At 71.0% G+C, this 26,828-nt stretch carries 26 protein-coding genes; 6 read left to right on the forward strand and 20 right to left on the reverse strand.

The window, feature by feature from the left end; all coding sequences use genetic code 11:
* Positions 1 to 41: 41 nt before the first annotated feature.
* Entirely contained in the window at positions 42 to 737 is a 696-nt protein-coding gene (locus BLS95_RS09005) for a TetR/AcrR family transcriptional regulator (protein WP_090930406.1), read from the forward strand.
* A gap of 41 nt (positions 738 to 778) precedes the next feature.
* Here BLS95_RS09005 and BLS95_RS09010 read toward each other — a convergent pair whose 3' ends face one another.
* From BLS95_RS09010 to guaB, 4 genes are all read right to left on the reverse strand, one after another.
* Positions 779 to 2,056, reverse strand: coding sequence for an RNA polymerase sigma factor (locus BLS95_RS09010; RefSeq protein ID WP_090930407.1), 1,278 nt, complete (start codon positions 2,054 to 2,056; stop codon positions 779 to 781).
* Positions 2,056 to 2,304, reverse strand: coding sequence for a hypothetical protein (locus BLS95_RS09015; protein WP_090930408.1), 249 nt, complete (start codon positions 2,302 to 2,304; stop codon positions 2,056 to 2,058). Before BLS95_RS09015 ends, BLS95_RS09010 begins: the two co-directional genes overlap by 1 nt.
* A gap of 63 nt (positions 2,305 to 2,367) precedes the next feature.
* Entirely contained in the window at positions 2,368 to 3,489 is a 1,122-nt protein-coding gene (locus tag BLS95_RS09020; RefSeq protein ID WP_245764934.1) for a GuaB3 family IMP dehydrogenase-related protein, read from the reverse strand.
* A gap of 4 nt (positions 3,490 to 3,493) precedes the next feature.
* On the reverse strand, positions 3,494 to 4,975 hold the full coding sequence (guaB, locus tag BLS95_RS09025) for an IMP dehydrogenase (protein WP_090930409.1): 1,482 nt from the start codon (positions 4,973 to 4,975) through the stop codon (positions 3,494 to 3,496).
* 489 nt (positions 4,976 to 5,464) lie between these two features.
* Here guaB and BLS95_RS09030 point away from each other — a divergent pair, with 489 nt between their 5' ends.
* Positions 5,465 to 6,454, forward strand: a complete 990-nt coding sequence (locus tag BLS95_RS09030; RefSeq protein WP_245764935.1) for a helix-turn-helix transcriptional regulator — start codon at positions 5,465 to 5,467, stop codon at positions 6,452 to 6,454.
* 142 nt (positions 6,455 to 6,596) lie between these two features.
* Entirely contained in the window at positions 6,597 to 6,974 is a 378-nt protein-coding gene (locus tag BLS95_RS09035; protein ID WP_090930411.1) for a DUF5319 domain-containing protein, read from the forward strand.
* A 109-nt stretch (positions 6,975 to 7,083) separates the two neighbouring features.
* Here the strand turns inward: BLS95_RS09035 and BLS95_RS09040 are convergent, their stop codons facing one another.
* The 4 genes from BLS95_RS09040 to groES form a co-directional block, all read right to left on the reverse strand.
* Positions 7,084 to 7,719: a sigma-70 family RNA polymerase sigma factor gene (locus BLS95_RS09040; protein ID WP_090930520.1), complete on the reverse strand. Its 636-nt coding sequence runs from the start codon at positions 7,717 to 7,719 to the stop codon at positions 7,084 to 7,086.
* A 408-nt stretch (positions 7,720 to 8,127) separates the two neighbouring features.
* Positions 8,128 to 8,715, reverse strand: coding sequence for a DUF7711 family protein (locus BLS95_RS09045; RefSeq protein ID WP_143043642.1), 588 nt, complete (start codon positions 8,713 to 8,715; stop codon positions 8,128 to 8,130).
* A 711-nt stretch (positions 8,716 to 9,426) separates the two neighbouring features.
* Positions 9,427 to 11,052, reverse strand: coding sequence for a chaperonin GroEL (gene groL, locus BLS95_RS09050; RefSeq protein WP_090930413.1), 1,626 nt, complete (start codon positions 11,050 to 11,052; stop codon positions 9,427 to 9,429).
* Between the two features lie 72 nt (positions 11,053 to 11,124).
* Entirely contained in the window at positions 11,125 to 11,436 is a 312-nt protein-coding gene (gene groES / locus BLS95_RS09055) for a co-chaperone GroES (RefSeq protein WP_043623565.1), read from the reverse strand.
* A gap of 262 nt (positions 11,437 to 11,698) precedes the next feature.
* Here groES and BLS95_RS56770 point away from each other — a divergent pair, with 262 nt between their 5' ends.
* The gene (locus BLS95_RS56770) at positions 11,699 to 13,021 is read left to right on the forward strand and encodes a class I SAM-dependent methyltransferase (RefSeq protein WP_218135659.1); all 1,323 of its coding nucleotides are present in this window, start codon (positions 11,699 to 11,701) and stop codon (positions 13,019 to 13,021) included.
* A 195-nt stretch (positions 13,022 to 13,216) separates the two neighbouring features.
* Positions 13,217 to 15,004 carry an apolipoprotein A1/A4/E domain-containing protein gene (locus tag BLS95_RS09065; protein ID WP_090930414.1) on the forward strand — a complete coding sequence of 596 codons (1,788 nt, stop codon included), beginning with the start codon at positions 13,217 to 13,219 and terminating at the stop codon, positions 15,002 to 15,004.
* 118 nt (positions 15,005 to 15,122) lie between these two features.
* On the opposite strand, the gene tsaD is transcribed toward BLS95_RS09065, so the two are convergent.
* The 12 genes from tsaD to BLS95_RS09125 form a co-directional block, all read right to left on the reverse strand.
* On the reverse strand, positions 15,123 to 16,154 hold the full coding sequence (tsaD, locus tag BLS95_RS09070; RefSeq protein ID WP_090930415.1) for a tRNA (adenosine(37)-N6)-threonylcarbamoyltransferase complex transferase subunit TsaD: 1,032 nt from the start codon (positions 16,152 to 16,154) through the stop codon (positions 15,123 to 15,125).
* A complete protein-coding gene (gene rimI / locus BLS95_RS09075) occupies positions 16,147 to 16,578 on the reverse strand; it encodes a ribosomal protein S18-alanine N-acetyltransferase (protein WP_090930416.1) in 432 nt (143 codons plus the stop codon). Before rimI ends, tsaD begins: the two co-directional genes overlap by 8 nt.
* Before the next feature lie 11 nt (positions 16,579 to 16,589).
* Positions 16,590 to 17,237, reverse strand: a complete 648-nt coding sequence (tsaB, locus tag BLS95_RS09080; protein ID WP_090930417.1) for a tRNA (adenosine(37)-N6)-threonylcarbamoyltransferase complex dimerization subunit type 1 TsaB — start codon at positions 17,235 to 17,237, stop codon at positions 16,590 to 16,592.
* Positions 17,238 to 17,264: 27 nt separating this feature from the next.
* Entirely contained in the window at positions 17,265 to 18,194 is a 930-nt protein-coding gene (locus tag BLS95_RS09085) for an aminoglycoside phosphotransferase family protein (protein ID WP_090930418.1), read from the reverse strand.
* Between the two features lie 33 nt (positions 18,195 to 18,227).
* On the reverse strand, positions 18,228 to 18,767 hold the full coding sequence (locus BLS95_RS09090) for a class F sortase (protein ID WP_090930419.1): 540 nt from the start codon (positions 18,765 to 18,767) through the stop codon (positions 18,228 to 18,230).
* 3 nt (positions 18,768 to 18,770) lie between these two features.
* The gene (locus tag BLS95_RS09095) at positions 18,771 to 19,433 is read right to left on the reverse strand and encodes a hypothetical protein (RefSeq protein ID WP_143043643.1); all 663 of its coding nucleotides are present in this window, start codon (positions 19,431 to 19,433) and stop codon (positions 18,771 to 18,773) included.
* A gap of 167 nt (positions 19,434 to 19,600) precedes the next feature.
* Entirely contained in the window at positions 19,601 to 20,059 is a 459-nt protein-coding gene (tsaE, locus tag BLS95_RS09100) for a tRNA (adenosine(37)-N6)-threonylcarbamoyltransferase complex ATPase subunit type 1 TsaE (RefSeq protein ID WP_090930421.1), read from the reverse strand.
* Positions 20,056 to 21,174, reverse strand: coding sequence for an alpha/beta fold hydrolase (locus BLS95_RS09105; RefSeq protein ID WP_090930422.1), 1,119 nt, complete (start codon positions 21,172 to 21,174; stop codon positions 20,056 to 20,058). Before BLS95_RS09105 ends, tsaE begins: the two co-directional genes overlap by 4 nt.
* A 46-nt stretch (positions 21,175 to 21,220) precedes the next feature.
* Positions 21,221 to 22,354, reverse strand: coding sequence for an alanine racemase (gene alr, locus BLS95_RS09110; RefSeq protein WP_090930423.1), 1,134 nt, complete (start codon positions 22,352 to 22,354; stop codon positions 21,221 to 21,223).
* Between the two features lie 132 nt (positions 22,355 to 22,486).
* Complete coding sequence (locus tag BLS95_RS09115) at positions 22,487 to 23,938, reverse strand: NAD(P)H-hydrate dehydratase (protein ID WP_090930424.1); 1,452 nt, start codon at positions 23,936 to 23,938, stop codon at positions 22,487 to 22,489.
* Positions 23,939 to 23,947: 9 nt separating this feature from the next.
* Positions 23,948 to 24,298 (reverse strand): holo-ACP synthase, encoded by a 351-nt coding sequence (locus BLS95_RS09120; protein ID WP_090930425.1) that lies wholly within the window; start codon positions 24,296 to 24,298, stop codon positions 23,948 to 23,950.
* A 15-nt stretch (positions 24,299 to 24,313) separates the two neighbouring features.
* Entirely contained in the window at positions 24,314 to 25,723 is a 1,410-nt protein-coding gene (locus tag BLS95_RS09125; protein ID WP_090930426.1) for a PhoX family protein, read from the reverse strand.
* Between the two features lie 131 nt (positions 25,724 to 25,854).
* Between BLS95_RS09125 and coaA the strand changes: the two genes are divergently transcribed.
* Positions 25,855 to 26,808, forward strand: a complete 954-nt coding sequence (gene coaA / locus BLS95_RS09130) for a type I pantothenate kinase (protein ID WP_176993091.1) — start codon at positions 25,855 to 25,857, stop codon at positions 26,806 to 26,808.
* The last annotated feature ends 20 nt before the right edge of the window (positions 26,809 to 26,828 follow it).

The raw sequence follows: 26,828 nt of genomic DNA on the forward strand, positions 1-26,828 counted from the left end.
TACGGAACACCGGTTCCGCTTGTCAATCCGGGAGCCACCACATGACCGTCACGGGCCGCGCGGACGCCCGCCGCAACCGCGCACAACTCCTGGCGGCGGCGCAGGCCGCGTTCGCCGAGGAGGGGCTGTCGGTGCCGCTCGACGCCATTGCCCGCCGGGCCGGCGTGGGGGCGGGCACCGTCTACCGGCACTTCCCGAACAAGGAGGCGCTGTTCGCGGCGGTGGTGAGCGAGCGGGTCGGGCTGCTGGTCGAGGAGATCGCCGCCCTCGCGGGCACCATAGGCCGCGCCGACCCGGGCGCCGCCTTCTTCGCGGCCTTCGAGCGGTCGGTCGAGCAGGTGGCCTACAACAAGGCGCTGTGCGAGTCGCTGGCCTCGGACGCGCGGGCCAGGGTCGCGCCGGACGCCCGCGATCGCTACCGGGCGGCGCTGGCCGCGCTGCTGTCGCGCGCCCAGGAGGCCGGGGCTGTCCGCCCTGACGTGACGGCGGCCGAGGTGACGAGCCTGGTCGCGGGCTGCGCCGCCATGGCCGGCTTCACCACCGCCGGGTCAGGGCGCACCACGTCCATCGTCATGGACGGACTCAGACCCGCCTCGGCCACCGTAACGAAACCTAACGAAATCTGTTGCGCGGAATGCGGTGCTCCGGTCCCTGCCGCCGGCACCGGCCGCCCGGCCCGCTACTGCGGCAATGCCTGCCGCCAGCGAGCCCACCGCCGCCGCCACACCCCCGCCTGACCATCACGGCATCCCGGTCCTGGGCGACGGGCCGCGAGTCCTCACAATCTCCCTCTCAGGAACTCCCGCTCCACCTCGTTGCCAGTCCGGCTGATCGCCGCCTCGTACGCCTCCGCCGCCTCGGCGTCCTTTCCCAGCCGCCGCAGCAGATCCGCCCGTACAGCGTGGAACAGGTAGTAATCCCCCAGCTCCAGCCCCTCGACCAGCCGCAACCCCGCCACCGGCCCCTCTTCCTCCGCCACCGCCACCGCCCGGTGCAGCGCCACCACCGGGCTCGGGTCGAACGTCAGCAGCAGGTCGTAGAGCCGTACGATCTGCCGCCAGTCCGTGTCCCGTGCGCTCTCCGCGTCGCTGTGCACGGCGTTGACGGCGGCCTGGACCTGGTAGGGGCCGGGCTGGTCACGCCGCAGGCACCACCTGACGATGGCCTGCCCCTCCTCGATCAACCCGCTGTCCCACGACCGCCGGTCCTGCTCGGCCAGCGGCACCAGCTCGCCCGCCCGGGACGTACGCGCCGGGCGCCGCGCCTCGATCAGCAGCATGAGCGCCAGCAACCCCATGACCTCGGGCTCGTCGGGCATCAGCGCGGCGAGCACCCGCCCGAGCCTGATCGCCTCGGCGCAGAGGTCCTCGCGCACCAGCCGATCCCCGGAACTGGCCGTGTACCCCTCGTTGAAGATCAGATAGACCACGGCCAGCACCGCACGCAGCCGCCCGGGCAGGTCATCCCGCTCAGGAACCCGGTACGGGATCCCCGCGTCCCGGATCTTGGCCTTGGCTCGCACCAGCCGCTGCGCCATCGTCGACTCGGAGACCAGGAACGCCCGGGCGATCTCGGCGGTCGTGAGCCCGCCGAGCAACCGCAGGGTGAGGGCCACCCGCGCGGGAACGGCCAGCGCGGGATGGCAGCAGGTGAAGATCAACCGGAGCCGGTCGTCCGGCACGGCCCCCTGCTCGACAGGATCCCCGGGCGCGTGCAACAGCGCGGCCTGCGCGTGCTTGTCGCTCCGCGCCGCCTCCCTGCGCAGCCGATCGATGGCCCGGTTGCGCGCGGTCGTGATGATCCACCCGGCCGGGCTGGGCGGCGTCCCGTCACGGGGCCACTGCCGCACCGCCACGGTGAAGGCCTCCTGCACGGCCTCCTCGGCGAGGTCGATGTCCCCGAAGACGCGCACCAGCACGGCGACCGCCCGCCCGTACTCCGCGCGGAAGACCCGCTCGACCTCCCCCGCCGAAGCACCACCCGGCACCCCGGAACCCACGGACCCCGGCGCCACCGCCCCCGCCTCCGGCGCCGTCGGCCGCGCGCTCCGGGGCATCAGCCGCGTGCCTCGCGCGCCATCGTGTCGACCGCCTGCTTGGCCGCGAGCAGCGACGCCCCGGTCGCCTCCCGATAGATCTTGATCGCGGTGACCTTCTTCCCGGCGCGCAACGCGGTGAAGAACTCCGGCGGCAGGCGAGGCCTCTCCGGCCGGACCGCGACGAGCGCGGAATCGACACCGAGGTGCCGTTGCAGGGATGCGACCTGTTCCTCGAGCCGGGCGACTCTCTCCTCAAGGGATTCCATGTCCGGATAGCTTACCTTCGCCCCCGGGCGGCCCTCCGGCACGGACGGGCCGCCCCCGGGTGGTCAGCGCTGGATCGGCGCGACCACGACCTCCACCCGCTGGAACTCCTTGATGTCGGAGTAGCCGGTCGAGGCCATCGTCCGCCGGAGCGCCCCCATGAGGTTCATCGAGCCGTCCGCCACGCTCGACGGTCCGTGCAGGATCTGCTCCAGCGTGCCCACCGTGCCGAACTCGACCCGCCGTCCCCGCGGCAGGTCCGGGTGGTGCGCCTCGGAGCCCCAATGGAACCCGTGCCCCGGCGCCTCGGCCGCCCGCGCCAGCGGCGAGCCCACCATCACGGCGTCGGCGCCGCACGCGATGGCCTTGGCGATGTCGCCCGACGTGCCCATGCCGCCGTCGGCGATCACGTGCACGTAGCGCCCGCCCGACTCGTCCATGTAGTCGCGTCGCGCCGCCGCCACGTCCGAGATGGCCGTGGCCATCGGCACGGCCACGCCCAGCACGGTACGGGTCGTGTGCGAGGCTCCGCCGCCGAAGCCGACCAGCACCCCCGCCGCGCCCGTGCGCATGAGGTGCAGGGCGGCGGTGTAGGTGGCGCAGCCGCCCACGATGACCGGCACGTCGAGCTCGTAGATGAACTGCTTGAGGTTGAGCGGCTCGGCCCGCCCCGACACGTGCTCGGCGGAGACCGTGGTGCCGCGGATGACGAAGATGTCCACACCCGCGTCGATCACGGCCTTGTGGTACTGGACGGTGCGCTGCGGCGACAGCCGCACGGCCGTGGTGACCCCGGAGGCGCGGATCTCCTCGATCCGCTGCCCGATCAGGTCCTCCTTGATCGGGGCGGCGTAGATCTCCTGGAGCCGCTTGGTGGCCGCCGCCGCGTCGAGGGTGGCGCACTCCTCCAGCAGCGGCGACGGGTTCTCGTAACGGGTCCAGAGCCCTTCGAGGTCGAGCGGCGCGAGCCCGCCGAGGCGGCCGATCTCGATCGCGGTGGCGGGTGAGACCACGCTGTCCATGGGCGCGACGACCAGGGGCAGCTCGAACCGGTAGGCGTCGATCTGCCAGGCGATCGAGACCTCTTCCGGGTCGCGGGTGCGCCTGGACGGAACCAGGCCGATCTCGTCAAGCGCGTACGCCCGCCGCCCGGTCTTCCCCCGGCCGATCTCCACCTGCTGAGTCATGAAGTTACCTTCTGTGATAGTTCGGAGCTTCCACGGTCATCTGGATGTCGTGGGGGTGGCTCTCCTTGAGCCCGGCCGCCGTGATCGGCATGAGCTCGCAGTCGGTGTGCATCTGCGCGATCGTGCGGCAGCCCGCGTACCACATGCCCTGGCGCAGCCCGCCGACGAGCTGGTGCGCCACGGCCGCGACCGGGCCACGGTAGGGCACCTGACCCTCGATGCCCTCCGGGATGTACTTGTCCTCGCCGCCCACCTCGGCCTGCGCGTAGCGGTCCTTGCTGAAGGAGGTGCCGCCGCGCTCGCGGTTGCGTACGGCGCCCAGCGACCCCATCCCCCGGTACGACTTGAACTGCTTGCCGTTGATGAAGATCAGCTCTCCGGGCGACTCCTCGCAGCCCGCGAGCAACGAGCCCAGCATGACCGTGTCCGCCCCGGCAGCGATGGCCTTGACGATGTCACCGGAGTATTGCAGCCCGCCGTCGCCGATGACCGGGATCCCGGCCGGCGCGCACGCCTTGGCGGCCTCGAAGATGGCCGTGACCTGCGGCGCCCCGACCCCGGCCACCACCCGGGTGGTGCAGATGGAGCCCGGCCCGACGCCGACCTTGACCGCGTCGACCCCGGCGTCGACCAGCATCTGGGCGCCGGCCCTGGTCGCGATGTTGCCGCCGATGACCTCGACCTTGCTGTTGGCCTTGACCTTCGCGATCATGTCGGCCAGCCCCTTGGAGTGCCCGTGGGCCACGTCCACGACCACCACGTCCACCCCGGCCTCGATCAGCGCCTTGGCCCTGATCTCGGCGTCGCCGCCGACGCCCACGGCCGCGCCCACGATGAGACGGCCGTCGGCGTCCTTGGTGGAAAGCGGGTATTGCTCGCTCTTGGTGAAGTCTTTGACCGTGATCAGCCCGCGCAGCCGGCCGTCAGCGTCGACCAGCGGCAGCTTCTCGATCTTGTTCTGTCTGAGCAGGGCGAAGGCGTCGTCGCGCGACACCCCCACCCGCGCGGTCACCAGGGGCATCTTGGTCATGACCTCGCGTACGGGCCGCGACTGGTCGGTCTCGAAGCGCATGTCGCGATTGGTCACGATGCCCACCAGCGTGCCGGACTCGTCCGTCACCGGCACACCCGAGATCCGGTAGGTCGCGCACAGCCGCTCGACATCGGCCAGCGTGTCGTCCGGGCTGCAGGTCACCGGGTTGGTGACCATCCCGGCCTCCGAGCGCTTGACCAGGTCGACCTGCTGGGCCTGCTCCTCGACCGACAGGTTGCGGTGCAGGATGCCGATGCCGCCCTGGCGTGCCATGGCGACCGCCATGCGGGCCTCGGTGACGGTGTCCATGGCCGCGGAGACGAGCGGGATGGACAGCGTGATGCCGCGTGACAGGCGCGACCCGGTGTCGGCCTCACCTGGCTGGAGATCTGAATAGGCCGGCACCAGCAGCACGTCGTCGAAGGTCAATCCCACCTCGGTGAACTTGGACATGCGGCGGCCCCTCCTGCCATCTGTGCTGATTGAGCTAAGTCTAGGGCCTGCCGCCAAACGCATCCCCAGCGCCTCGCCCCCCGCGAGCCGGGCTGGGCCGGGCACTCCGCGAGCCGGATGCCGGGAGCACGATGACCCCCACGGCCCGTCGTACCCCCGGCACCAAAAAGTGCCGGGGGATGGGACGGTTGGTGATCCGTCCCATCCCCCGGCCACCGGCATCCGGGCGCGGCGGCGTGGAACGCCACCGAACCCCCCTCCGCGTTCTGATGGCCCGCTCCGCCGTGCCCTTCCGGGATGCCGACGCTAGGTAAAGCCTGCGTTACTCAACGGAACAACGCAATGTGCAAACGTGCAACTGCACGAAGTTGCATTACGAGCCGACGAGTCATAGCAACCTGAGGACACGGGAGTAATGCGGGGTTATCCTCGCGGCACGCCCGTGTCCCCCCAACGGAGCCGCCCATAATGCGCAACGAGCCCCGAACCGTGTCCGATCCCTTCGAGACGCTGGGTCTCGACCCTGCCCAGACCGCGCTGTACACGGCGGTTCTCCGGCTGCACCGGGCCACGCGCACCGACCTCGCGCTGGCCATGGACAACCCGGTGGAGCAGGTCGGCGCCCAGCTCGACGACCTCGTCAAGCTGGGCGTGATCGACGAGCGGTCCGGCCATTACCTGGCCAGACATCCCGCGGCGGCGCTCGGGCGGGTGATCGCCGAGCGGCTCGACCGGCTGGCCGAGGAAAGCCGAATGATCGACTCGGCGTTCGGCTCGATCCGGGGCCTGATTCGCGACTACGACGCCGGGCGCGACTATCAGAGTGGCTCTTTCATGGTGGAGATGGCCAGCGGGGCCGATGTGCTGTATGAGAGCGTCGTCGGCATAGCCGTTCAATCACCGCCGATGACATTAGTGACCGGCATTCCCGACGAACGCACCATGACCGATTTTGCCCGCAAATTTGCGGATCCCTGGGTTGATGCTCAGGAACGAAATCTTCTTACCGTTCATGCCATCGTCCCGGTCTCGACTCTCATGCTGCCCGGCGTCCGCGACCAGCTCACCCGCCTGCTGGAGACCGGCGGCAAAGTACGCACGCTGGACCGGGTGCCGAGCTGGTTCATGACCGTGGGCCCCGAGGTCGCCGGCCTGCCCTCCGTGTGGGGCGGCAACCTGCCCGACAACGCCTACAACTTCTACCTCGTACGCACCCCCGTCGTCGTGGGCGTGCTGCGGGCGCTGTTCGAGGAGTTGTGGGCCAGGGCCGTACCCCTGCCCTGGGGCCGCAGGGGCGACGGGATGATCCAGGTGCTGCGCCTGGCCGCGCAGGGCATGTGCGACGAGTCCATAGCCCGCCAGCTGGGGGTCTCGGTGCGGACGATCCGCGCCAGATTCGCCGACGCCATGGCCGAACTGGGCGCCCAGTCCCGCTTCCACGCGGGTGTGGAGGCGGCCAGGCGCGGCTGGCTCCGCTGACCCCGTACCCCGCGGAAACAGCGCGCGGAGCAGGGCGGGAAGCCCGAAAACGCGCGAGTGGGACGGCCGGAAAGCGGGCAGCCGGCCGCAGGGCCTGAGCTATAACCCACCGCTCGGGCCGCTTCGGTCATATGGTGGGAAGGTGCTGGAAGACGTCCCCCGCGACCCGTTCGCGGACGACCCGAACGATCCTTCCTCGGCGATGGGGGCACTCGACGACGCCGAGCCACTCACCGCGGCCGAACGTGACGAGGCCATCACCGACCTCGCCGACGTCGAGGTCTTTCGCTCCCTGCTCGAACCACAGGGGGTGCTGGGCCTCGTGCTCGACTGCCCCGAATGCGGCGAGCAGCACTTCTTCGACTGGGAGCTGCTGCGCGGCAACCTGAGGCAAATGATCGAGAAGGGCCAGCCTCAGGTCCACGAGCCGGCCTTTCACCCTGACCCGGCCGACTATGTCAGCTGGGAGTACGCCAGAGGCTATGTCGATGGCGTCATCGACACGGAGGAACGCCGCTGACCGACATCATCGAGCAGCACGGCCAGCAACCGCACCGCTGGATCGGCTGAATCAGGCATCTCCCCGCGACCGAGCGCGTCGAGCAGCGCGTCGGTCTCTTCCTCTGGCGTCAAGCTGACTCCAGCTCCGCCATCTGCCGCAATCTGGCCAGCGCCCGATGCTGGGCGACGCGGACCGCACCTGGTGACATACCGAGTACATTACCGGTCTCCTCGGCCGACAGCCCCGACACCACCCGCAACAGCAGCAACTCCCGCTGGTTGTCGGGCAGCCGGGCCAGCAGCCTGCGCGCGTGCTCGACCTCGATGTAGCGGACCACCGTCTCCTCCGGCCCCGGCCCATCGTCCGGCCCGTCGGGCAGATCCTGGGTCGGTACGGCCGAGCGCACCGAACTCCGCAACGCATCGGCCACTTTGTGCGAGGCGATCCCGAACACGAAGGAGGCGAACGGCCGTCCCATGTCCCGGTATCGCGGCAGCGCGGACAGGACCGCGATGCACACCTCCTGGGCTACGTCATCGGCAATGTGATATTGCCCTGAAACCCTGCCCAGCCTGGCGCGACAATAGCGCACCACCATCGGACGCAACTCACCGAGCAGGGATTCGATCGCACTGCGATCTCCCTGCACGGCGAGGCTCGTCAGTTCCCTAAGGTCGGAGTCATCCGTCCGTGCCGGAAGTCTCGACGCGAGCCTTACCCCAATTTTGGCGTCGGCGACGCTTCCCTCGCTCACGATAGGCATGATGCCCGCACTGATCCGGCCTGTCGTCATAGCGAACGGCTACGGATTGGTCACATTGAAGCGACGATAACCATCAGTAATCAAATGACCACACTAAGCCTTAACTGCTGACATAATGTTTCACCCCATAACCCGGAATGCACGACAATTGCCAGCCCACAGACGCTTATCTGCCACTTCCGGTTTACTCCAGCAATCCACCTTTCCCCCCATTTCCCCCCAGAAGCCGCCACCCCTCGAAACACGCCCCCTGCCCTGACCCCGTCCGCCGGCCGCCATCGAGGAACCCCAACCGGCGAACGAGCAGGCCGACCCGCGGGCGATCGGCCGGCCCGAGCACCTCGCGCTCGCTCACCACCTCGATCTACGCCGCTCGCGGACCGCCACCACCGGCCCGCGCCAGTGCCCCTAGTCATCCTGTACGTCGAGCAACTCCAGATACCCCTGGACGGCCTCCCACAGGTGGTGCTCGGGATACCGGCCCACCCCGCGATGCTCCCTGCGCCACCGCCGGTCCCAGTACGAGTCGTGCACCGCCCGCAGATGCTCCAGCGCCGTCCTGAGCTCCCCGGCGGCCCGGGCCGGCTCATCCTCGGGCTCCGCCCCGCGCACAAGGTCGAACCGGCGCGCCTCCAGGGCATCGAGCACGGCCTTCTCGGGCCCGTCCAGCGACCAGAACCGGATCGGCCCGCGGATGAACGGGTTTGCCACCGGATCCCGCCGGGAGCGCCACCAGTAGGCCACCCCGCCCTGGTCCAGCCGCAGGAAGTCCACCAGCCAGGCGGTGCCGGGCGGATGAGACCCCCAGGCCACCTCCTCCGGCGGCAGGTTCAGTACGAAGACGACCTCGATCTCCTCGATCGGATCGGCCCCGTCCAGCAACTTCCCGAAGACGTACGCCTCCCGCAGGAACGGCTCGTCCACCGGCACCCGCCTGGTCTGCTCGCACGCCTCGGCGAGCATCCGCAACCGATCCACCGCCCGCCCATACCGCACGCCCACTCCCTCCTCCCGTCCCACCACTCCACAAGCCGCCCGCCCCAGCGGCTTGCCCAGTGCCACCGGATTCCCCGACCACCCGAAGCACCTCCCAACGCCCAGCGGCCCCCCTCGACCCGGCCTCCTCGACCTGACCCGCTGGACCCGGCCCGCTGGACCCAGCCTGCTCGACCCGGCCTGCTCGACCCGGCCTGCTCGACCCGGCCTGCTCGACCCAGCCTGCTCGACCCAGCCTGCTCGACCCAGCCTGCTCGACCCAGCCTGCTCGACCCAGCCTGCTCGACCCAGCCTGCTCGACCCAGCCTGTTCCACCAAGCGCCCGGCGAAATGGCCGACTTGACCCGGCGGGCTCGGGCAGTGGCAGGCGTCGTCGGCCTCCCCTGTTCGAGCCCCCAGGCAGGCGGTGCCGGCCCGCCCACCGCAGGGCGCTGGTGCGGCTGAGGTGGGCGAATCGTATCGGCCAACGGGTAGTGATGCGCAGCCCGCCGACGCTCGCCATGGCCCGGGGACGGCGCTCCGGGTCCCCGCGCCCGCAGGAGGAGGTCGGTGGCTCGCCACCGCCCGCGGCTTCGAGTGTGGTCCAGCTCCCGCTCCAGGTTCGCCACATCGTCCCGGAGAGCCCAGTTGGCGTACTCAGCCGGGACGAACCCCACAAAAGCCACACGGCCCGCATCCTTTCAAGGATGCAGGCCGTGACGGGCAGGAAGGTCAGTGGCCGTGGCCGTGGCCGTGACCGTGACCCTGGCCGGCGGCCGGGGCCTCCTCCTCGGGCTTGTCCACCACGAGCGCCTCGGTGGTGAGCAGCATGCCCGCGATCGACGCCGCGTTCTGCACGGCCGACCGCGTCACCTTCACCGGGTCGATGACGCCCTGGTCGAGCAGGTTGCCGTATTCGCCGGTCGCGGCGTTGAGGCCGTGACCCGCCTCAAGCTCGGCGATCTTGTGCGTGACCACGTAGCCCTCAAGGCCGGCGTTCTCGGCGATCCAGCGGGCCGGCTCGACCAGCGAGCGGCGCACGATGGCGACGCCGGTGGCCTCGTCACCCGACAGGCCGAGGTCGTCGAGCTCCTTGGAGACGTGGATCAGCGCGGTGCCGCCGCCGGAGACGATGCCCTCCTCGATGGCGGCGCGCGTCGCGGAGATCGCGTCCTCCAGGCGGTGCTTCTTCTCCTTCAGCTCCACCTCGGTGGCGGCGCCGACCCGCAGCACGCACACACCGCCGGCCAGCTTGGCCAGGCGCTCCTGCAGCTTCTCGCGGTCCCAGTCGGAGTCGGACTGCTCGATGGCAATCTTGATCTCCTTGACCCGGTCCTCGATGGCCTGCGCGTCGCCGGCGCCGTCGACGATGGTCGTGTTGTCCTTGGTGACCACGACGCGGCGGGCCGTGCCGAGCACCTCGAGACCGACGTGCTCCAGCTTGAGGCCGACCTCCTCGCTGACGACCTGGCCGCCGGTGAGGATGGCCATGTCCTGCAGCATCGCCTTGCGGCGGTCGCCGAAGCCCGGAGCCTTGACGGCCACGGAGGTGAACGTGCCGCGGATCTTGTTGGTGACCAGGACGGCCAGGGCCTCGCCCTCGACGTCCTCGGCGACCACGAGCAGCGGCTTCTTGGTCTGGGCGACCTTCTCCAGCAGCGGCAGGAAGTCCGCGATGGAGGAGATCTTGCTCTGCGTGAGCAGGATGTAGGCGTCCTCGAGCACCGACTCCATGCGCTCGGGGTCGGTCACCATGTAAGCCGACAGGTAGCCCTTGTCGAACTGCATGCCCTCGGTGAACTCGAGCTCCATGCCCATGGCGTTGGACTCTTCGACGGTGAGCACACCGTCCTTGCCCACCTTGTCGAACGCCTCGGCGATCAGGTCGCCGATCTGCGCGTCCTGAGCGGAGATCGTCGCGACATTGGCGATCTCCTTCTTGTCCTCGACCGCGCGGGCGCTGGCGAGCAGCTTGTCGCTGATCTCCTTGGCGGCCTTGTCGATGCCGCGCTTGAGCGACAGCGGCGAGGCGCCGGCGGCCACGTTGCGCAGGCCCTCGCGGACCATGGCCTGGGCCAGGACGGTCGCGGTGGTGGTGCCGTCGCCCGCGATGTCGTTGGTCTTGGTGGCAACTTCCTTGGCGAGCTGGGCGCCGAGGTTTTCGTAGCGCTCCTCCAGCTCGATCTCACGAGCGATGGTCACACCGTCGTTCGTGATCGTCGGAGCACCGAACTTCTTGTCGATGACGACGTTGCGGCCACGGGGGCCGAGGGTAACCTTCACGGCGTCCGCGAGGGCGTTCACGCCACGCTCGAGCGCGCGGCGGGCGTCCTCGTTGAACTCCAGGATCTTCGCCATTGCTGAAAGTCCTCTCCTAGCGTCGAAAGCCCCGGCCGCCCACATGAGCGCCCGGGGCTCGACACATCCGACTTACTTCTCGATGATCGCGAGAACGTCGCGGGCGGAGAGCACGAGGTACTCCTCGCCGCCGTACTTGACCTCGGTGCCGCCGTACTTGCTGTAGAGGACGATGTCGCCCTCCGAGACGTCGAGCGGAATCCGCTTGTCGCCGTCCTCGTCCCAGTTGCCCGGGCCCACCGCGAGGACCTTGCCCTCTTGCGGCTTCTCCTTGGCAGTGTCCGGGATGACCAGGCCGGAAGCGGTGGTCTGCTCGGCCTCAAGCGGCTGAACCACAATGCGGTCGCCGAGCGGCTTAACGGGAACCTTGGTGGCGGTCGTCACGATCGGACCTCCCCTTCAGATTTGAATGATCTAGAAGAGGCGACCAGCTGGGCCTGCCGTCGCGGGTGTCAGACCTGCCTCGTCGCACGTTGGCACTCTCAAGGGGAGAGTGCCAACAGGAAACATATGCAAGAGGGGCTTGACAGTCAACACGAACGCGTCTGCTGTGAGCGATCAGGCCGGGAAACCCCGGCCCCGGCGGCCTCCCGATCCGTTACGACGCGCCGGTTCGAGCGCTCGACCAGGGCGATAACGTCGTTCCGTGGACCTCGAAGCCTTCGCCGACCTGCTGACGCCGCGTGGGCAGCGGGCGCTCGCCGAGGCCGGGGAGCTCATCGGCGCCGACCCGGTCGCCGCCGCCACGAGGCTCCGCAGGACGTACGACGCCGCGCTCACCTCCGCAGCGCTCACCCAGGCGGGGCTCAGGGAGCGCGCCAGGGCCAAGTTCGGCGCGGACGCCGAGCGGATGTACTTCACGCCGCACGGCCTGGAGCAGGCCACCCGGGCGGAGGTCGCCGCCCACCGCGCCCACCGCATCGCCACCTGGCCCGACCCGGGCACCCCCGTGACCCAGCAGGACCCGCACACCCCCGCGGCATCGCCAGACCTGGCCACCCCCGCGACCCAGCAGGCCCCGGGCACCCCGGCGGCACGGCACGGCCCGGACGCCGCCGCCACCCGGCGGGAGGCGGGCGTTCCCGCCGCCGGTGGGCTCCGGGTCGTGGATGCCTGCTGCGGCATCGGCGGCGACCTGCTGGCGCTGGCCCGCGCCGGCTGCATCGTGACCGCCGTGGACACCGACCCGCTCACCGTGGCCGTGGCCAGGGCCAACGCCGAGGCGTTCGGACTGGCGGCCGAGGTGTGCGTGGCGGATGCGGCGAGCGTCCGCCCGGAGGACCACGACGTCCTGTTCGCCGACCCGGCACGGCGGACGAGCAGGGGCCGGACGTTCGACCCCATGGCCTACTCCCCGCCCTGGCCCGTGGTGCTCGACCTGCTCGCCCGAGCCCGCAGGGCGTGCCTCAAGGTCGCCCCCGGCATCCCGTACGAGTTCATCCCCGCCGACGCCGAGGCCGAGTGGGTCTCCTACAAGGGCGAGGTCAAGGAGGCCACTCTGTGGACGGGCGGGGCGGGCGGCGGGCGGCGGGCCACCCTGCTGCCCGGCGGGCACACCCTCACGGCCACCGGCACCCGGGCCCCCGTCGGCCCGGTCGGGCGCTACCTCTACGAGCCCGACGGCGCCGCCATCCGGGCACATCTCGTCGGCGAGGTGGCCGCTCTGGTCAACGGCCGCCTGCCGGACCCGATGATCGCGTATATCACCGGTGACACCGCCAAGGACACTCCATGGGCGGCGAGATACGAAATAAACGACGTCCTGCCGTTTTCCCTGAAAAAGCTGCGCGCGGAGCTCCGCAGGCGACATGTCGGCAATGTCACCATCAAGAAGCGCGGTTCGGCCATCGATATCGAACGCCTCCGAACGGACCTCCGACTGAACGGCGACAATTCCGCGGTAATCATCCTGACCCGGATTCTCGATAAACCATCGGTCCTCATCTGTAACCCCTCATCAGCTGCCTGAACACCGCCAAATCGGCCATTACCCCGTTAACCACGATCTTTCACTTCACCCCTGCCGGACCTTGATCGAGAGGCTAAGGTGGGCGGGCGGGAGTTCTCCCCCTAATGCGGTTATCCGTGTTCTCGCTCTTTCATCTGCAAACCGGACCTATCCCAATGCTGCGCGGCAGACCGTCGGCGAGCGAAGGAGCTTTCGGTGGACAATTCCAACCACACCACCCTTCTTCAGGCAGGCGGCCACCAGGCCATCTCCGAGAGAATGCGAGACCTGCTCAACCGCGCCGCCCAGGACCACGTCTACGAGCAGCGCACGCAGGGAGCCGTGCTCGACGAGATCCGCCAGCGGCTCGAAGGCATGGAGTGGCTGCTGCGCGAGGTGCGCGAGCGCGAGCTCGGCGGGCTCAGCGGCACCTTGGAGGCGGTCAGCGGCAGGCTGGACGACATCACCGCCAAGCCGCCGATGTGGGCCGAGGGGCTGGCCCAGCACGTGGAGGCCGTACGCGACCATGTGGACGCCGTCGGCGACCGGGTGAGCCTCGTGGACGCGCACGTGGCCCCGGTCGGCGAGTTGCCGAACCTCTGGGCCGACCTCGGCACCGTGGGCGAGAGCGTGGACGAAGCCCTCAAACGGCTGCAGTCCGTGCTGGACACCACCGATGGCATCACTAAGGGAATGTCCGACTTCGCCGCCCAGCTGGCCGGCCTCAACTCCAGCATGGAGGCCGCCGCCAGCCGGTTCACCAGGCTCGACAAGTCCATGACCGAGCTGGCCGGCCGTACCGACCGGGTCGAGCTCGTGGTCAACGACCTGTCGGAGGGCATCGGCGCCCGCCTGGCCGAGACCGACCAGCGGCTGTCCGCGCGCCTGGACGGCACCGACCAGCGCCTGTCCACCCGGCTCGACGAGACCGACCAGCGCCTCACACGCCGGCTCGACGAGACGGACCAGCGGCTGGCCACGAGTCTCGTCGAGGCGGACGAGCGGCTCGTCACCCGGCTCAGGGAGGCCGACGAGCAGCTCGCCACCCGCCTGACCGATACCGAGCAGCGCCTGGCCGCCCGCCTGGACGAGACCGACCGCCACCTCGCCGTCCAGGTCGGCGAGAGCGAGCAGCGTCTGACGGCCCGGCTCAGCGGCGTGGACGCCCGGCTCGACAGGGCCGAGGGCAAGCTCGCCGGCCTCGACACCAGGCTCACCGGCTTCGACAGCCGCCTGGAGTCCGCCGACGAGTGCCTGGCCGACATCGACACCAGGCTGGACGGCATCGACAGCCGGGTGGGCAGCGTGGACAAGCGGCTCACGTCGATGGACGGCCAGCTCAGCGGGTTCACCAAGCGGCTGAGCACCGTGGACGGCCACCTCGGCAGGCACGACGACCGTTTCGACGCCCTCGACGTACGCATCGACGCCCGCTTCACCGCGCTCGACGAGCGCATGGCCGGCACGGAGCAGCGCCTCACCGAGGGCACCACCCGCAACGAGGGCCGCTTCAACAAGCTCGACACCCAGCTGGACTCCATCGACGAGCGGCTGGTCGAGACCGAGGAGCACCTGATCGGCCGCCTCGACGCGGTGGACGGCCAGTTCGGCACGCTCGACAGCCGATTCAACGGCCTCGACACCCACCTGAACGGCCTGGCCACCCGCGCCCAGCAGGCCGGCGAGCACCTGGAGGCGGTGGACGACCGCATCGAGGCCGTCAATCAGCGGATGGGCCAGCTGCCCGCCGCCCTGGCCCTTCCCGAACGGATCGGCGAGCTGGTCCGCTCGCAGGCCGACGACCAGGCCGAGCGCCTGACCGCCGCCGCAGAGACCCTCACCGAGCTCGTACGTTCCCGCCCCGACCGCGACCAGATCACCGAGGCGGTCAGCGGCATCGTCCAGCCCGCCACCGACGACCTGAACAGGCGCCTCAGCGCCCTGGAGGAGACCATGCTGGCCCTGGCCGAGGCCCTGCTGCGCCCGATCAGGGCCAAGGACTGAACGGGCGGCTGAGAGGCCCTGAGGGGCGTCTCACGCCACCCGCAGGACCGGCTCCTGGTCCTGCGCCTGCGCGGGCGGGCAGGCGAGCGCCAGAAGTCCCCGCCCGAGCGGGCCGGGGTCACACGTGGATGGTGGTGATCGGCAGGGAGGAGTCTGCCGGGATCTCCAGGCTGGACGGGGTGACCCCGGCCGACACCAGGTCGGAGCCGAGGGCGGCGACCATCGCGCCGTTGTCGGTGCACAACCCGGGCCTGGGCACCCGCAGCCGTACGCCGGCCGCGTCGCACCGCTCCTGGGCCAGCGCCCGCAGCCGGGAGTTGGCCGCCACGCCGCCACCGATCAGCAGGTCGTGCACGTCGTAGCGCTTGCACGCCTGCAACGCCTTACGGGTCAGCACGTCGACCACGGCCTCCTGGAAGGAGGCGGCCACGTCGGGCACGTGGATGGTCTCGCCCCCGGCCTCGCGGGCCTCGACCCAGCGGGCCACGGCCGTCTTGAGCCCGGAGAAGGAGAAGTCGAGCGTGCCGTCGTCGATCTTGCCCCGGGGGAAGGCGACGGCCGTGCCGGAGCCGTCGCGGGCGGCCCGGTCGATGTGCGGCCCGCCCGGGAACGGCAGCCCGAGCACCCGCGCCACCTTGTCGAACGCCTCACCCGCCGCGTCGTCCACGGTGGAGCCGAGCGAGATCACGTCCGCGGCCACGTCGGGCACCAGCAGCAGCGAGGAGTGGCCGCCCGACACCAGCAGGGCGATGCACGGCTTGGGCAGCGGCCCGTGCTCCAGCTGGTCGACGGCGACGTGGGCGGCCAGGTGGTTGACGCCGTAGAGAGGCAGCCCGAGGCCGAGCGCGTAGGACTTGGCGGCGGCCACGCCCACCAGCAGCGCCCCGGCCAGCCCAGGACCGGCGGTGACCGCGATGGCGTCGAGGTCGGTGAGCTTGAGCCCGGCGGCGGCCAGCGCGGCCTCCACGGTCGGCGTCATGGCCTCCAGGTGGGCGCGGGAGGCCACCTCGGGCACCACACCGCCGAACCGGGCGTGCTCCTCCATGCTGGAGGCGATCGTGTTGGCCAGCAGGGTGTGGCCCCTGACGATGCCGATGCCGGTCTCGTCGCAGGACGTCTCGATCCCCAGGACCAGGGGTTCGTCAGTCATCGAGCTTCCTTCTCATCATGATCGCGTCGGTGCCGTCGTCGTAGTAGCGGCGGCGGGTGCCGATGTCCTCGAACCCGAAATGCCGGTAGACGGCCTGCGCCCGCGGATTGTCGGAGCGTACTTCCAGGAAGATCTCCCGCGCTCCCCTGCGGCGCGCCTCGCTCAGCAGCTCGGTCAGCATCGCGCTGCCGATGCCGGTGCCCTGGTGCTTGTCCAGCACCGCGATGGTCTGCACGTCGGCCTGGTCGGCGGCGGCGGCGAGCCCGGCGTATGCCACGATCTCCTCCTCCACCAGGGCCACCACGTAATGCCGGGTGCGCGGCATGTCGGCCAGCTCGCCGCGCATCATGCCCTCGCTCCAGGCGTCCAGCGGGAACGTGGCCCGCTCGATCGCCATGACCGCCGGCAGATCGGCCATGGTCATCGGCCGGAGTTTCACGCCGTCACCCGCTTGGGCGCGCCCGGCACCACGGCGTCGGGCCTGCGCAGGTAGATCGGGCGGGGCGGGTCGAGCGGCGTGCCCTCGGCGAGCCGCTCGGCCGCCAGCGCGGCCAGGGCGCCCGCGAACGGGTAGGGCGGGACGTCACCTCGGTGCCCGAGGATCTCCGGATAGAGGGCGGCCCCGGCCCCCACGACCGGCACCCCCTGGACCGGCACCTCGGCCGGCCGGTCCACGAACGGCCCGGCGACCCGGGTGCGCATGTCCGCGTATCGCGCCCAGAACACCTCTTTGCGCCGCGCGTCGGTGGCCACCAGGAACGGCTCGCCGAGCCCGCTGCCGTAGGCGATCGCGTCGAGCGTGCACACGCCGTACGCCGGCGCTCCCAGCGTGGTGGCCAGGCCCTGCGCGGTCATCAGCCCGACGCGCAGCCCGGTGTAGGGACCGGGGCCGCTGCCCGCCACGATGGCGGTCACGTCGCGCAGCGCGGCGCCCGACTCGCTCAGCACGAGCTCGATGGTGGGGACGAGCAGCTCACCATGTCGCCGGGCGTCGATCGTCGTGGATTCGGCGAGCACGCGCTCACCGTCGTGGAGTGCCGCGGTGACGGCGGGCGTCGCGGTGTCAAAGGCCAGGACCAGCACGACTGTTTAGCCTACCCGCCGGAAGGGTCACACCCAGCCGGTACGGTGTTTCAGCCACTCGAGCGCGACCGCGCCCTGGGCCCGCTGGAAGGCCCGCACCGTGGGCAGGCCCGGCGGATCCGGCTGCCGGCCGTTCCAGAGGAAATAACCGGTGAGCCCGGCGAGGAAGGCGGTCACCGCCGGATCGGGGTCGGCGAACACCTCCTGCGGGCGCGGCCCGCCCTGCATCCCGACCGACGGCAGCATGCTCACCAGATCGACCCAGGGCGCGCCCACGCAGGCCCACGGCCAGTCCACGACATAGACCCGGTCGCCGGCCAGCAGGATGTTGTCGGCCCGCAGGTCACCGTGGACGAGGGTGTCGCCCGCGGCCCCCTCGGCCCAGCCGGACTCCAGCTCGGCCAGCTCGCCGAGGTGCCGCGCCGCCCACGGGTCGAGCCCGTCTGCGCGCTCCTTCAGCAGCTCGCGCCAGCCGCGGAAGGACGGCTCCAGGATGTCGCCGATCGCCGGCGCGTCGATCGGCGAGGGGGTGAGCGTCGCCGCCATCCGGTCGATGGCGGCCAGCACCAGGTCGAGCTGGTCGCGCCGCCACGGCATCGCCGGGTGACCGCCCTCGACGTCCTCGAAGACGAGCGCCACCCAGCCCGCCACCTCCACCCCGGTCAGCAGCCGGGGCGCGGGCACCGACTCCGGCAGGGCCGCGGCGATCCTGAGCTCGTCGCGGTAGATGCGCACGCTGTCGGGATTGGGCTCGGGGCCGACGGCCTTGACGAAGGCACGCCGGCCGCCCTCCGTGCGCACCCGGACGGCCGCCGCCGGGGAGAATCCGCCCGGCTGGGTGCGGGCCTCGACGACGGGGCCGCCGAGGAACTCCGCCACCGCCGCGCGCACCAGGGGATGCACGTCCTGCCAGGGGACACGGACCCCGGACGCGGGCGGGTTGGTGTCAACGCTCATGTCTCCATCGTCCCGCCTGGCTCAAGCGGTTTTTCACACCTCGGAGGCGTACACGATGATGTTGTCCAGGTATTCGCCGTTGGCATAGTCGAACTTGCCGCCGCAGGTGACCAGTTTGAGGCCGTCCTCCAGGTAGACGCGCTCGCTCGGGAAGCGGTCCTTGTGCACCTGCTCGACCTCGTCCACCTTGAACCGCACGACCTTGCCGTCGCTGCGCCCGACCTCGAAGGTCTCGCCCTTGCGTAACTGCCTGAGCTTGTAGAACACGGCGGGGGCGGTCTTGGTGTCGACGTGGCCGATGATCACCGAGGCGCCCTTCTCGCCGGGCACGGAGCTGCCGGTGTACCAGCCGGCGACCTTCGGCTTCTCGTAGGGGGGCAGCTCGACCTCGCCGTTCTTGGTCAGGCCGAGCTTCATCAGCGGGGCGTCCACCTCGATCGAGGGGATGTCGATGCTCTCGGGCACGACGTTCGCGACCGGGGTGGTGGTGCTGGTCTGCATTCCCCGGCCGAACACCACCAGCAGCAGGCCCGTCACGGCGCCGGCGAGCACCACCCGTCCTGGGCGGGCCATACGCTACGACCGGCGACGCTTGAGCACCACGCCGACGCCGACGGCCAGCCCCAGCCCGACCAGGGCGGCCGCGGGGCCGATCGGGACCGAGGAGTCCTCCTCGACGTCCTGCGCGTATGTGCCGCCGCCACCGGCCCTGGGCGCCCTGGTGGGCACCCGCGTGGGCTCCGTGTCGACCGCGACGACCCTGAGCGTGGCCCGGCCCATGTCGTTGGTGCCGTCGCACTTGACGTCGACCCGGTAGGAGCCGCGCCGGACCGTTCCCGAGACCCGGGCCTCGCCGCGCACCCAGGGGGAGCCGCCGCTCACGCCGGTCGGGGTCGGGCTGGCCTCCCGCTGCGCGGGAACCGGGTTGAGCGTGACGCCGCTGACGAACGCCCTGGAGGTGGCGGTGCCGGTGTGCGTGGGGCCGCCGGTCGGGACCGGGCAGTTGGCCAGGATCCACACGGTGGACGTCTCACCCGCGTTGACGCGGTCGGGGTTGAGCTGGACCTGGATGGTAGGCCTGGTGGCGGCCCGGGGGCTGACGGTGGCGGTGGGTGCGCCCGTGGCGGTGGCGGTCGGGGACGAGGTGGGTGTCGCCTCGCTATCCGCCGAGGCCGTGCAGCCGGTCAAGCCGACCATGACGATGGCTCCCGCGTACGCGACTCGCCTGACCTTGAGCACCGGCCGCACCCCACTTTGCCGTCCTGCACCAAGCATCCACCAAAAATGTGGACGTCGCCCCTCCTGATACCCAGAAATTCTGGGCGAATCCCATGCCAACGATCATGATTCATATCCTTGGCCTGGTGCGTCAAGGGTGCCAGCTCTATCGGGAAATGGCGGAGGTTTTAATCTTCTGGCGGATCAGACGGCGTGTCGGCCCACCGCGCGCCCACGGCGCGCAGGGTCACGAGGCGGGCCTCGTCGCCTGCCTCGCGATCGATGTGGATCTCCAGCCGGTCTTCGGACAGCCCTTCGACCAGCCCCTCGCCCCACTCCACGACGGTCACGGACTCCTCCAGCGAGGCGTCCAGGTCGAGGTCGTCCACCTCCAGGTCGCCGCCCAGCCGGTAGGCGTCCGCGTGCACGAGCGGCGGGCCCTGGTGCAGCGAGGGGTGCACGCGGGCGATCACGAAGGTGGGCGAGGTGATCGGGCCGCGCACTTTGAGCCCTTCGGCGATGCCCTGCACGAGCGTGGTCTTGCCGGCGCCGAGCGGGCCGGACAGCACGAGCAGGTCCCCCGGGCGCAGCAGGGCGGCCAGGCGGGCGCCGTACGCGCGGGTGTCCTCGGCGGTCGCGAGCCTCACTCCTGCTCCACCCGCTTGATCAGGTCGCGCAGCGCGTCGTTGACCACGCCGGGACGCTCCAGCTGGATCAGGTGCGAGGTGTCGGGCACCTCGGTGAGCTGGGCCTTGGGCAGCGCCGAGGAGATGGCCCTGCTGTGCTCGGGCGGGGTCAGCCAGTCGCGCTCGCCCACCATGATCGCGGTGGGCACGTCGTCGAGCACGTGCAGCGCGGAGAGCTTGTCGTGGTTCATCAGCGCGGGGTAGAAGTCGGCGACCACCTCGGTCGGCGTCGCCCTGATCATCGACTCGGCGAAGTCGACCACGGTCGGGCTGACGTTCTTGGAGTCGCCGAAGCCCATGTAACGGGTGATCAGGAAGGCGATGTCGCTGCCCGCGTTGCGGGTCCTGTCGACCAGCGCGCCGCCCTTGCCGAGCATCGAGACCGTGGCGGGGGCGACCTTGTGCACGACCTTCGACACCATCGCGGGCAGGCCCAGCGTGAGCTCGGCCAGCTTGCCCGCCGAGGTCGCGATCAGCGCCACCGCGCGGATCCGGTCGCCGAACAGCTCGGGGTGGCGGTCGGCCAGCGCCATGATCGTCATGCCGCCCATGGAGTGGCCGACCAGCACGCACGGGCCTGGCACGAACCTCTCGATCACCTCGGCCAGGTCGTCGCCCAGCCGGTCGATCGTGCTCTCCTCGGCGCTCACGCGCTGCGAGCGGCCGTGCGAGCGCTGGTCCCACAGCACCATGCGGTAGTTTTCGCGCAGGTCCTTGCGCTGGTAGTGCCAGGACTCCAGGCTGAGACAGTAGCCGTGGCAGAACACGACGGTCAGCGGCTCCTCGTCCCCCTGGTCGGGATCGCCGGCGGCGTCGCTCCCGCGCTCTCCCGCCGGTCTCCTTCGCTCCTCGGGGCCGTCGATCTCCACATGGAGCGCCTTGCCGTCGGAGGTGACGAGAGTGCGCTCCCTGCCTCGCAACTCGCCGAACGGCTCGCTCGCCTCGGCGTCGTGACGCAGCCTGATCCTGCCCACCGCGTAGCGCTTGGCCAGCGCCGCCGCCGCGACACCGGCGGAAGCCGCACCGACGAGCGCGCCGGCGATCCCTACCCTGCGCCGTGTTGTCGTCGTCGTCATCTCCCCGATCCTTGGTCCGCTCATGGCCGCCGCGACGTGCCCTTCGTCACCCGGAGCTCCTTCGCTCGTAGACTCGCGGCACGCGCGAGCCGATCCTCGTCACGATCTCATGCGTGATCGTGCCGAGAGTATCCGCCCACTCCTGAGCGGTCGGCTCGCCCCCGTCACCCGGCCCGAACAGCACCACCTCGTCACCCGCCGACAGTGGGTCGTCGCCCATGTCGATCATGAACTGGTCCATGCACACCCGGCCGGCGATCGTCCTGCGGCGGCCGCCCGCCAGCACCTCGGCCCGGCCGGTCGCGTGCCGCAGGATGCCGTCGGCGTAGCCGAGCGGGACGAGCCCGAGCGTGGTCTCCCGCTCGGTGGTGTAGAGGTGGGCGTAGGAGACTCCCGAGCCCTCGGGCACCCGCTTGACCAGGCCGGCCCGGGCGACCAGCGTCATCGCCTGCCTGAGGCCGAAGTCGCCCAGCTCGGGGATGGGGCTCAGGCCGTACATCGCGATGCCCGGCCTGACCAGGTCGTAGCGGGCGGCGGGCAGGGTCATGATGGCGGCGGAGTTGGCGATGTGCCTGATCACGTGGGATCCGGCGGCGCCCACCTGCTCGGCCAGCTTGAGCGCCGTCTCGAACTCCTCCAGCTGCCGCCCGATCGACGGATGGCCGGGGATGTCGGCGCAGGCGAAGTGGGACCAGAGACCGACGATCTCGACGACGCCCTCGGCCCGCAGCTCCAGCGCCGCGTCCAGGAGCTCCGGCCACCCGGCGAGCGGGCAGCCGCCCCTGCTCATGCCGGTGTCGGCCTCCAGATGCAGTTTCGCGGTGATCCCCGTGCGCCGGGCCGCGGCGGCGATCTCGCCGAGCAGCCCCGGGTCGGAGGCGGACAGCTCGACGTCGGCCCTGAGCGCCTCGTCGAGCGGCTCGTCCGGGGTGAGCAGCCAGGACAGGATCGGCGCGGTCACGCCGCCGGCCCGCAGCGCCAGGGCCTCCCTGACGAACGCGGTGCCCAGCCGGCTCGCGCCCCCTTCCAGCACCGCCCCGGCCGCCGGGACCAGCCCGTGTCCGTAGGCGTCGGCCTTGACGGCCCCCATCAGCTCCGCACCGCGGGCCCGCTCCTTGAGCATGGCCACGTTGAACCTGATCGCGTCCAGGTCGATGCGGGCCTGTGCCGGGGTCGCCATCGGGGAGTACATCCTTCCAGTGTGGCAGCTCACAGCTGTGGTCGAGCATGATTCTCACCGTCCGCCCCCAGGTCGGCGATGACTTTCCGGCCTTCTGGAGGCGCGACCGCCGACCGTGTCAGGGGCCGTGGCCTATGCGCTGTCGGCGCGCAGCGCGCGGATGGCGGCCGGTACGGCCTCGGCCACGTCGGCGGCCGCCAGCGGGGCGCCACCGGCGGCCAGCCGCCCGGCGAGCCCGTGCACGTAGGCTCCGCACGAGGCGGCGTCGTAGCAGCTCAGCCCCTGGGCGAGCAGCGCCCCCGCGACGCCCGACAAGACGTCCCCGGTGCCCCCGGTGGCCAGCCAGGACGTGCCGGTGGTGTTGACCCGCACCGGCCTGGAGTCCTCGGCCACCACCGTGGTCGAGCCCTTGAGCAGCACGGTCACGCCCAGCTCGGCCGCCGCGCGGCGGCTGTGCTCCAGCCGGGCCGCCTCGATGTCGTCCCGGTCGGCCCTGATCAGCCGGGCCAGCTCCCCGGCGTGCGGCGTGATCAGCACCGGCGCGCTCCGCCGCAGCAGCGACCGGTCCCTGGCCACCAGCGTCAGCCCGTCGGCGTCGATCAGCACGGGAACGTCCGAGGCGAGCACCCTGGCCGCCAGCTCGTGCGACCAGTCGCCGGTGCCGAGCCCCGGCCCGAGCACCCAGGCCTGAACCCGCCCGACCCCGTCGAGCGAGGGCCGGTCCAGCTCGGTGATCACCGCCTCCGGCCAGCGCGCCCGCACCTGCGCCACCGGCGCGGCCGGCCCGGCGTAGCGCACCAGGCCCGCCCCGGCCCGCAGGGCGCCGCCCACGGCCAGCACGGCGGCGCCGGTGAACTCGTCGCTCCCGGCCGCCACCCCCAGCACTCCCCTGCGGTATTTGTCCGACTCGTCGCCCGGGCGCGGCAGCAGGTCGTCCACGTCGCCGCCGGTCAGCGCCGCGACGTCGGGATCGGGCAGATGGGCTCCCAGCCCGATGTCCACCAGCGTCAGCGTCCCGGTGTGGCCCGCGCCGGGATCCACCAGCAGCCCCGTCTTGCAGGCTCCCATGGTCACGGTGACCCGGGCGCGCACGGCCACCCCCGGCACCCGCCCGGTGCTCGCTTCCACCCCGCTCGGCACGTCGACCGCGACGATGGGGGCGCGGGCCGAGTTCGCCGCCCGGACGACCGACACGTAGGGCTCCCGCAACGCCCCCGTCGCCCCGATGCCCACGAGCCCGTCCACGATCAGGTCGGCCCGCTCGATCTCCTCCTGGCCGACCACCCGCCCGCCGGCCTCGCGCAGCGCCCGCAGCCCGGCCTCGTGCGTTCTGGACCCGGCCAGTACGGCTCCCACCCAGGCTCCCCGCCTGGCCAGGCGCTCGCCCGCGTACAGGGCGTCCCCGCCGTTGTCGCCGCTGCCCACGAGCAGCACGACGCGCCTGCCGTACACCCTGCCGAGCAGGTCGGCGCAGACGGCGGCGAGGCCGACGGCGGCCCGTTGCATGAGCGTGCCCTCGGGCAGCCGTGCCATGAGCTCGTGCTCGGCGGCCCGGATCTGGTCGGCGGTGTAGGCGGTACGCATGATCCGAAGCTATCCCTCCGCGATCACGTAGGCCACGGCGACTCCCGCGTCATGGCTGAGCGAGATGTGCCAGCGTTTGACGCCGAGCCCGTAGGCGACCTCCGCGACCTTGCCCGTCACGCGCAGCTCGGGTTTGCCCAGGTCGTCGCAGCGCACCTCGGCCTCCAGGTGCGCCAGCCCCGGCGGCGCGCCGAGCGCCTTGGCCACGGCCTCCTTGGCCGCGAACCTGGCGGCCAGCGACCGCGTCGGCAGGGGTTTCTCGATCTCGGTGAACAGCCGGTCGCGGAGCCGCGGTGTGCGCTCCAGCGTCGCCTCGAAGCGGGCGATGTCCACGACGTCCACGCCGATACCCAGGATCACATCACCCAAGGGTACTCAGAACAGGCCGCGCTCCCAGGGACCCCAGATCGCGATGGAGGTGCCCCGCTTGGCCTGGACGTTGACGTACAGTGTCCGGCCGCCGGGCCCGAACGTGGCGCCCGCGAACTCCGCGCCCGGGTCGTCGTCGATCGGCCGCAGCCGGCAGAAGTCGAACAGCTCGCCGGTCCTCGTGAGCCCGCGCAGGTAGTTGTCGCCGTCGCCGTCCTCGCACAGCACCAGCGTGCCGCGGCTGCTGACCGTCACGTTGTCCGGCAGGTCGAGGGTCGAGGAGCGGGGCGACTCGTAGACGAGCCTGAGCCGCCCGCCACCCGTGTCGTACGCCCACACCTGCCCCCGCCCCTGCCCGAACCCCGCGGGCAGCCGGTCCCCCTCCGCGGTGGCCCCGCCCTGGGTGGAGACGAAGTAGACCGTGCCCTGGTGGCAGACCGCTCCCTCCAGCCGGGAGAAGATCGCCGCACCCGCCTCGCGGCCCTGCCTGCCCACGGCCTGGACCGCCTCGTCGTTGGCCGGGCGCCCGGTGAACGACGGATCAGGGTCGTCGATGTCCACCCAGGTGGTGGCGTACGTGGCCGCCGGCGGCTGGCCTACGGAGAGGTCCTTGCGCGGGGCGTCCTCGACGGCGAGCATCTGCAGCCGGCCGCCGTCGAGCAGCCGCCCGGCCTGGACGGGGTGCCGGGGCGGCAGGTAGCGGTAGCAGCCGGACGGATAGCCGAAGTTGTCCTCGGTGAGGTAGAGCGCGCCCGTCGCGGGGTCGAACGCCGCCGCCTCGTGCGCGAACCGGCCCGCCGACCTGATCGGCCTGGCACCGGCCGCGCGGCCGACCGGCACCTCGAAGAGGTAGCCGTGCTTCTCCCTGAGCTTGGAGTTGTCTCCGCCGGAGAAGTCGTCGCCCACGTCGGGGCCATTGACCGTCTCCTCGCAGCTCACCCAGGCCCGCCACGGCATGGGGCCGCCCGAGCAGTTCATCATGGTGCCGTTGAGCGAGGGGGCGCTCTCCAGCACCTCCCCGTGGAGGGTGACGCGCAGGGTCGAGGTGCCGCCCCCGGCCATCGGGTCGTAGGCCCTGTCCTTGTCGCCGAACGCGCCGACCGGGCCGTTGACCTCGTGGTTGCGGACCAGGATGACCGTGCCGCCGGGCCCGGGGAAGGCCGCCATGCCGTCGTGCCTGCCCGGCACGGTGGAGCCGTCGCTGAACTCGTCACCGGCGGCGCTGAACGAGCGGTAGTGGAACCCGTCCGGCAGGTGCAGCCGGATTTCCCCGTCCCGCAGGTCGCGTACGGGCCGCGGCGGCCCGTAGCCACCGGGCACCGGCCTCGCGCCGCCCCGCGAGCCCGCGCACGCCACCCCCGCGAACGGCCCGGCGAGGCCCGCGGCCATGGCGGAGATGAAGCGACGACGGTCCACGAGACCTCCCCGCCCCGAATCCCCCCAGCGACAGAAATGCATTCTTTCCCCGAACTGAGTCTCGGTAATCCCCGACTTTATCCACAGGCTGTGGACTTCCGGGGGTCCTGACGGCCGAGGGGTCCCCGGCCATGATCGAGCGAGCCGGGGATCGTTACGCTGCCAAGGTGAACAACGGCTACGTGGAACTGAGCAGGGAGCGGTGGAGCGAGCTCCGCAAGAACACGCCCTTGACTCTCACCGCAGACGAGCTGGAAGAGCTACGCGGTGTCGACGACCCCATCGACCTCACCGAAGTCACCGACATCTACCTCCCCCTGACCCGGCTGCTCAACCTGCACTACACCGGGTCCAAACAACGCAGCAGCGTGCTGAGCGCGTTCCTCGGGCATCCCGGGGAGCGGGTCCCGTACATCCTGGGCATCGCGGGCAGCGTCGCGGTCGGGAAGTCGACCACGGCGCGGTTGCTGCACACGCTGCTGGCCCGCTGGCCCGAGCATCCGCACGTGGAGCTGGTCACCACCGACAGCTTCCTCTACCCCAACGCCGTGCTGGAGGCCAAGGGGATCATGCATCGCAAGGGTTTCCCGGAGAGCTATGACCGGCGGGCGCTGGTCAGGTTCGTGGCGGAGGTGAAGGCCGGCACGCCGGAGGCGTACGCACCGGTCTACAGCCACCTCGAATACGACATAGTCCCCGGCGCAACTCAATCCGTGAAAAATCCAGACATCTTGATCATCGAAGGACTGAACGTCCTCCAACCCGCCCCGCCCACCTCCCTCGCGGTCAACGACTACTTCGACTTCTCCATCTACGTCGACGCCAAGGTCGAGGACATCCGCACCTGGTACGTCGAACGTTTCCACAAGCTCCGCCGGACCGCCTTCGAAGACCCGAAGTCGTACTTCCGGCACATCGCGGAGCTCTCCTACGACGAGGCCACCACCTTCGCGGTCAACGTCTGGCGCGACATCAACGAACGCAACCTGATCGAGAACATCGCCCCCACCAGGGGACGCGCCGATCTCGTCCTGCAGAAGGACGCCGATCACTCCGTCCGTAGGGTACGGCTCCGCCGGAGCTGAACGCCTCCTCCGCCAGATAA

It is taken from the genome of Nonomuraea jiangxiensis (assembly GCF_900099965.1).
Lineage (GTDB): Bacteria > Actinomycetota > Actinomycetes > Streptosporangiales > Streptosporangiaceae > Nonomuraea > Nonomuraea jiangxiensis.

Bases quoted from the DNA above. Each gene is read 5' to 3' on its own strand.
- BLS95_RS09005 (WP_090930406.1), top strand. From the start codon at position 42: ATGACCGTCACGGGCCGCGCGGACGCCCGCCGCAACCGCGCACAACTC.
- BLS95_RS09010 (WP_090930407.1), bottom strand. From the start codon at position 2,056: ATGCCCCGGAGCGCGCGGCCGACGGCGCCGGAGGCGGGGGCGGTGGCG.
- BLS95_RS09015 (WP_090930408.1), bottom strand. From the start codon at position 2,304: ATGGAATCCCTTGAGGAGAGAGTCGCCCGGCTCGAGGAACAGGTCGCA.
- BLS95_RS09020 (WP_245764934.1), bottom strand. From the start codon at position 3,489: ATGACTCAGCAGGTGGAGATCGGCCGGGGGAAGACCGGGCGGCGGGCG.
- guaB (WP_090930409.1), bottom strand. From the start codon at position 4,975: ATGTCCAAGTTCACCGAGGTGGGATTGACCTTCGACGACGTGCTGCTG.
- BLS95_RS09040 (WP_090930520.1), bottom strand. From the start codon at position 7,719: ATGCCTATCGTGAGCGAGGGAAGCGTCGCCGACGCCAAAATTGGGGTA.
- groL (WP_090930413.1), bottom strand. From the start codon at position 11,052: ATGGCGAAGATCCTGGAGTTCAACGAGGACGCCCGCCGCGCGCTCGAG.
- tsaD (WP_090930415.1), bottom strand. From the start codon at position 16,154: ATGACTGACGAACCCCTGGTCCTGGGGATCGAGACGTCCTGCGACGAG.
- rimI (WP_090930416.1), bottom strand. From the start codon at position 16,578: ATGACCATGGCCGATCTGCCGGCGGTCATGGCGATCGAGCGGGCCACG.
- BLS95_RS09085 (WP_090930418.1), bottom strand. From the start codon at position 18,194: ATGAGCGTTGACACCAACCCGCCCGCGTCCGGGGTCCGTGTCCCCTGG.
- BLS95_RS09090 (WP_090930419.1), bottom strand. From the start codon at position 18,767: ATGGCCCGCCCAGGACGGGTGGTGCTCGCCGGCGCCGTGACGGGCCTG.
- BLS95_RS09105 (WP_090930422.1), bottom strand. From the start codon at position 21,174: ATGACGACGACGACAACACGGCGCAGGGTAGGGATCGCCGGCGCGCTC.
- alr (WP_090930423.1), bottom strand. From the start codon at position 22,354: ATGGCGACCCCGGCACAGGCCCGCATCGACCTGGACGCGATCAGGTTC.
- BLS95_RS09115 (WP_090930424.1), bottom strand. From the start codon at position 23,938: ATGCGTACCGCCTACACCGCCGACCAGATCCGGGCCGCCGAGCACGAG.
- coaA (WP_176993091.1), top strand. From the start codon at position 25,855: ATGATCGAGCGAGCCGGGGATCGTTACGCTGCCAAGGTGAACAACGGC.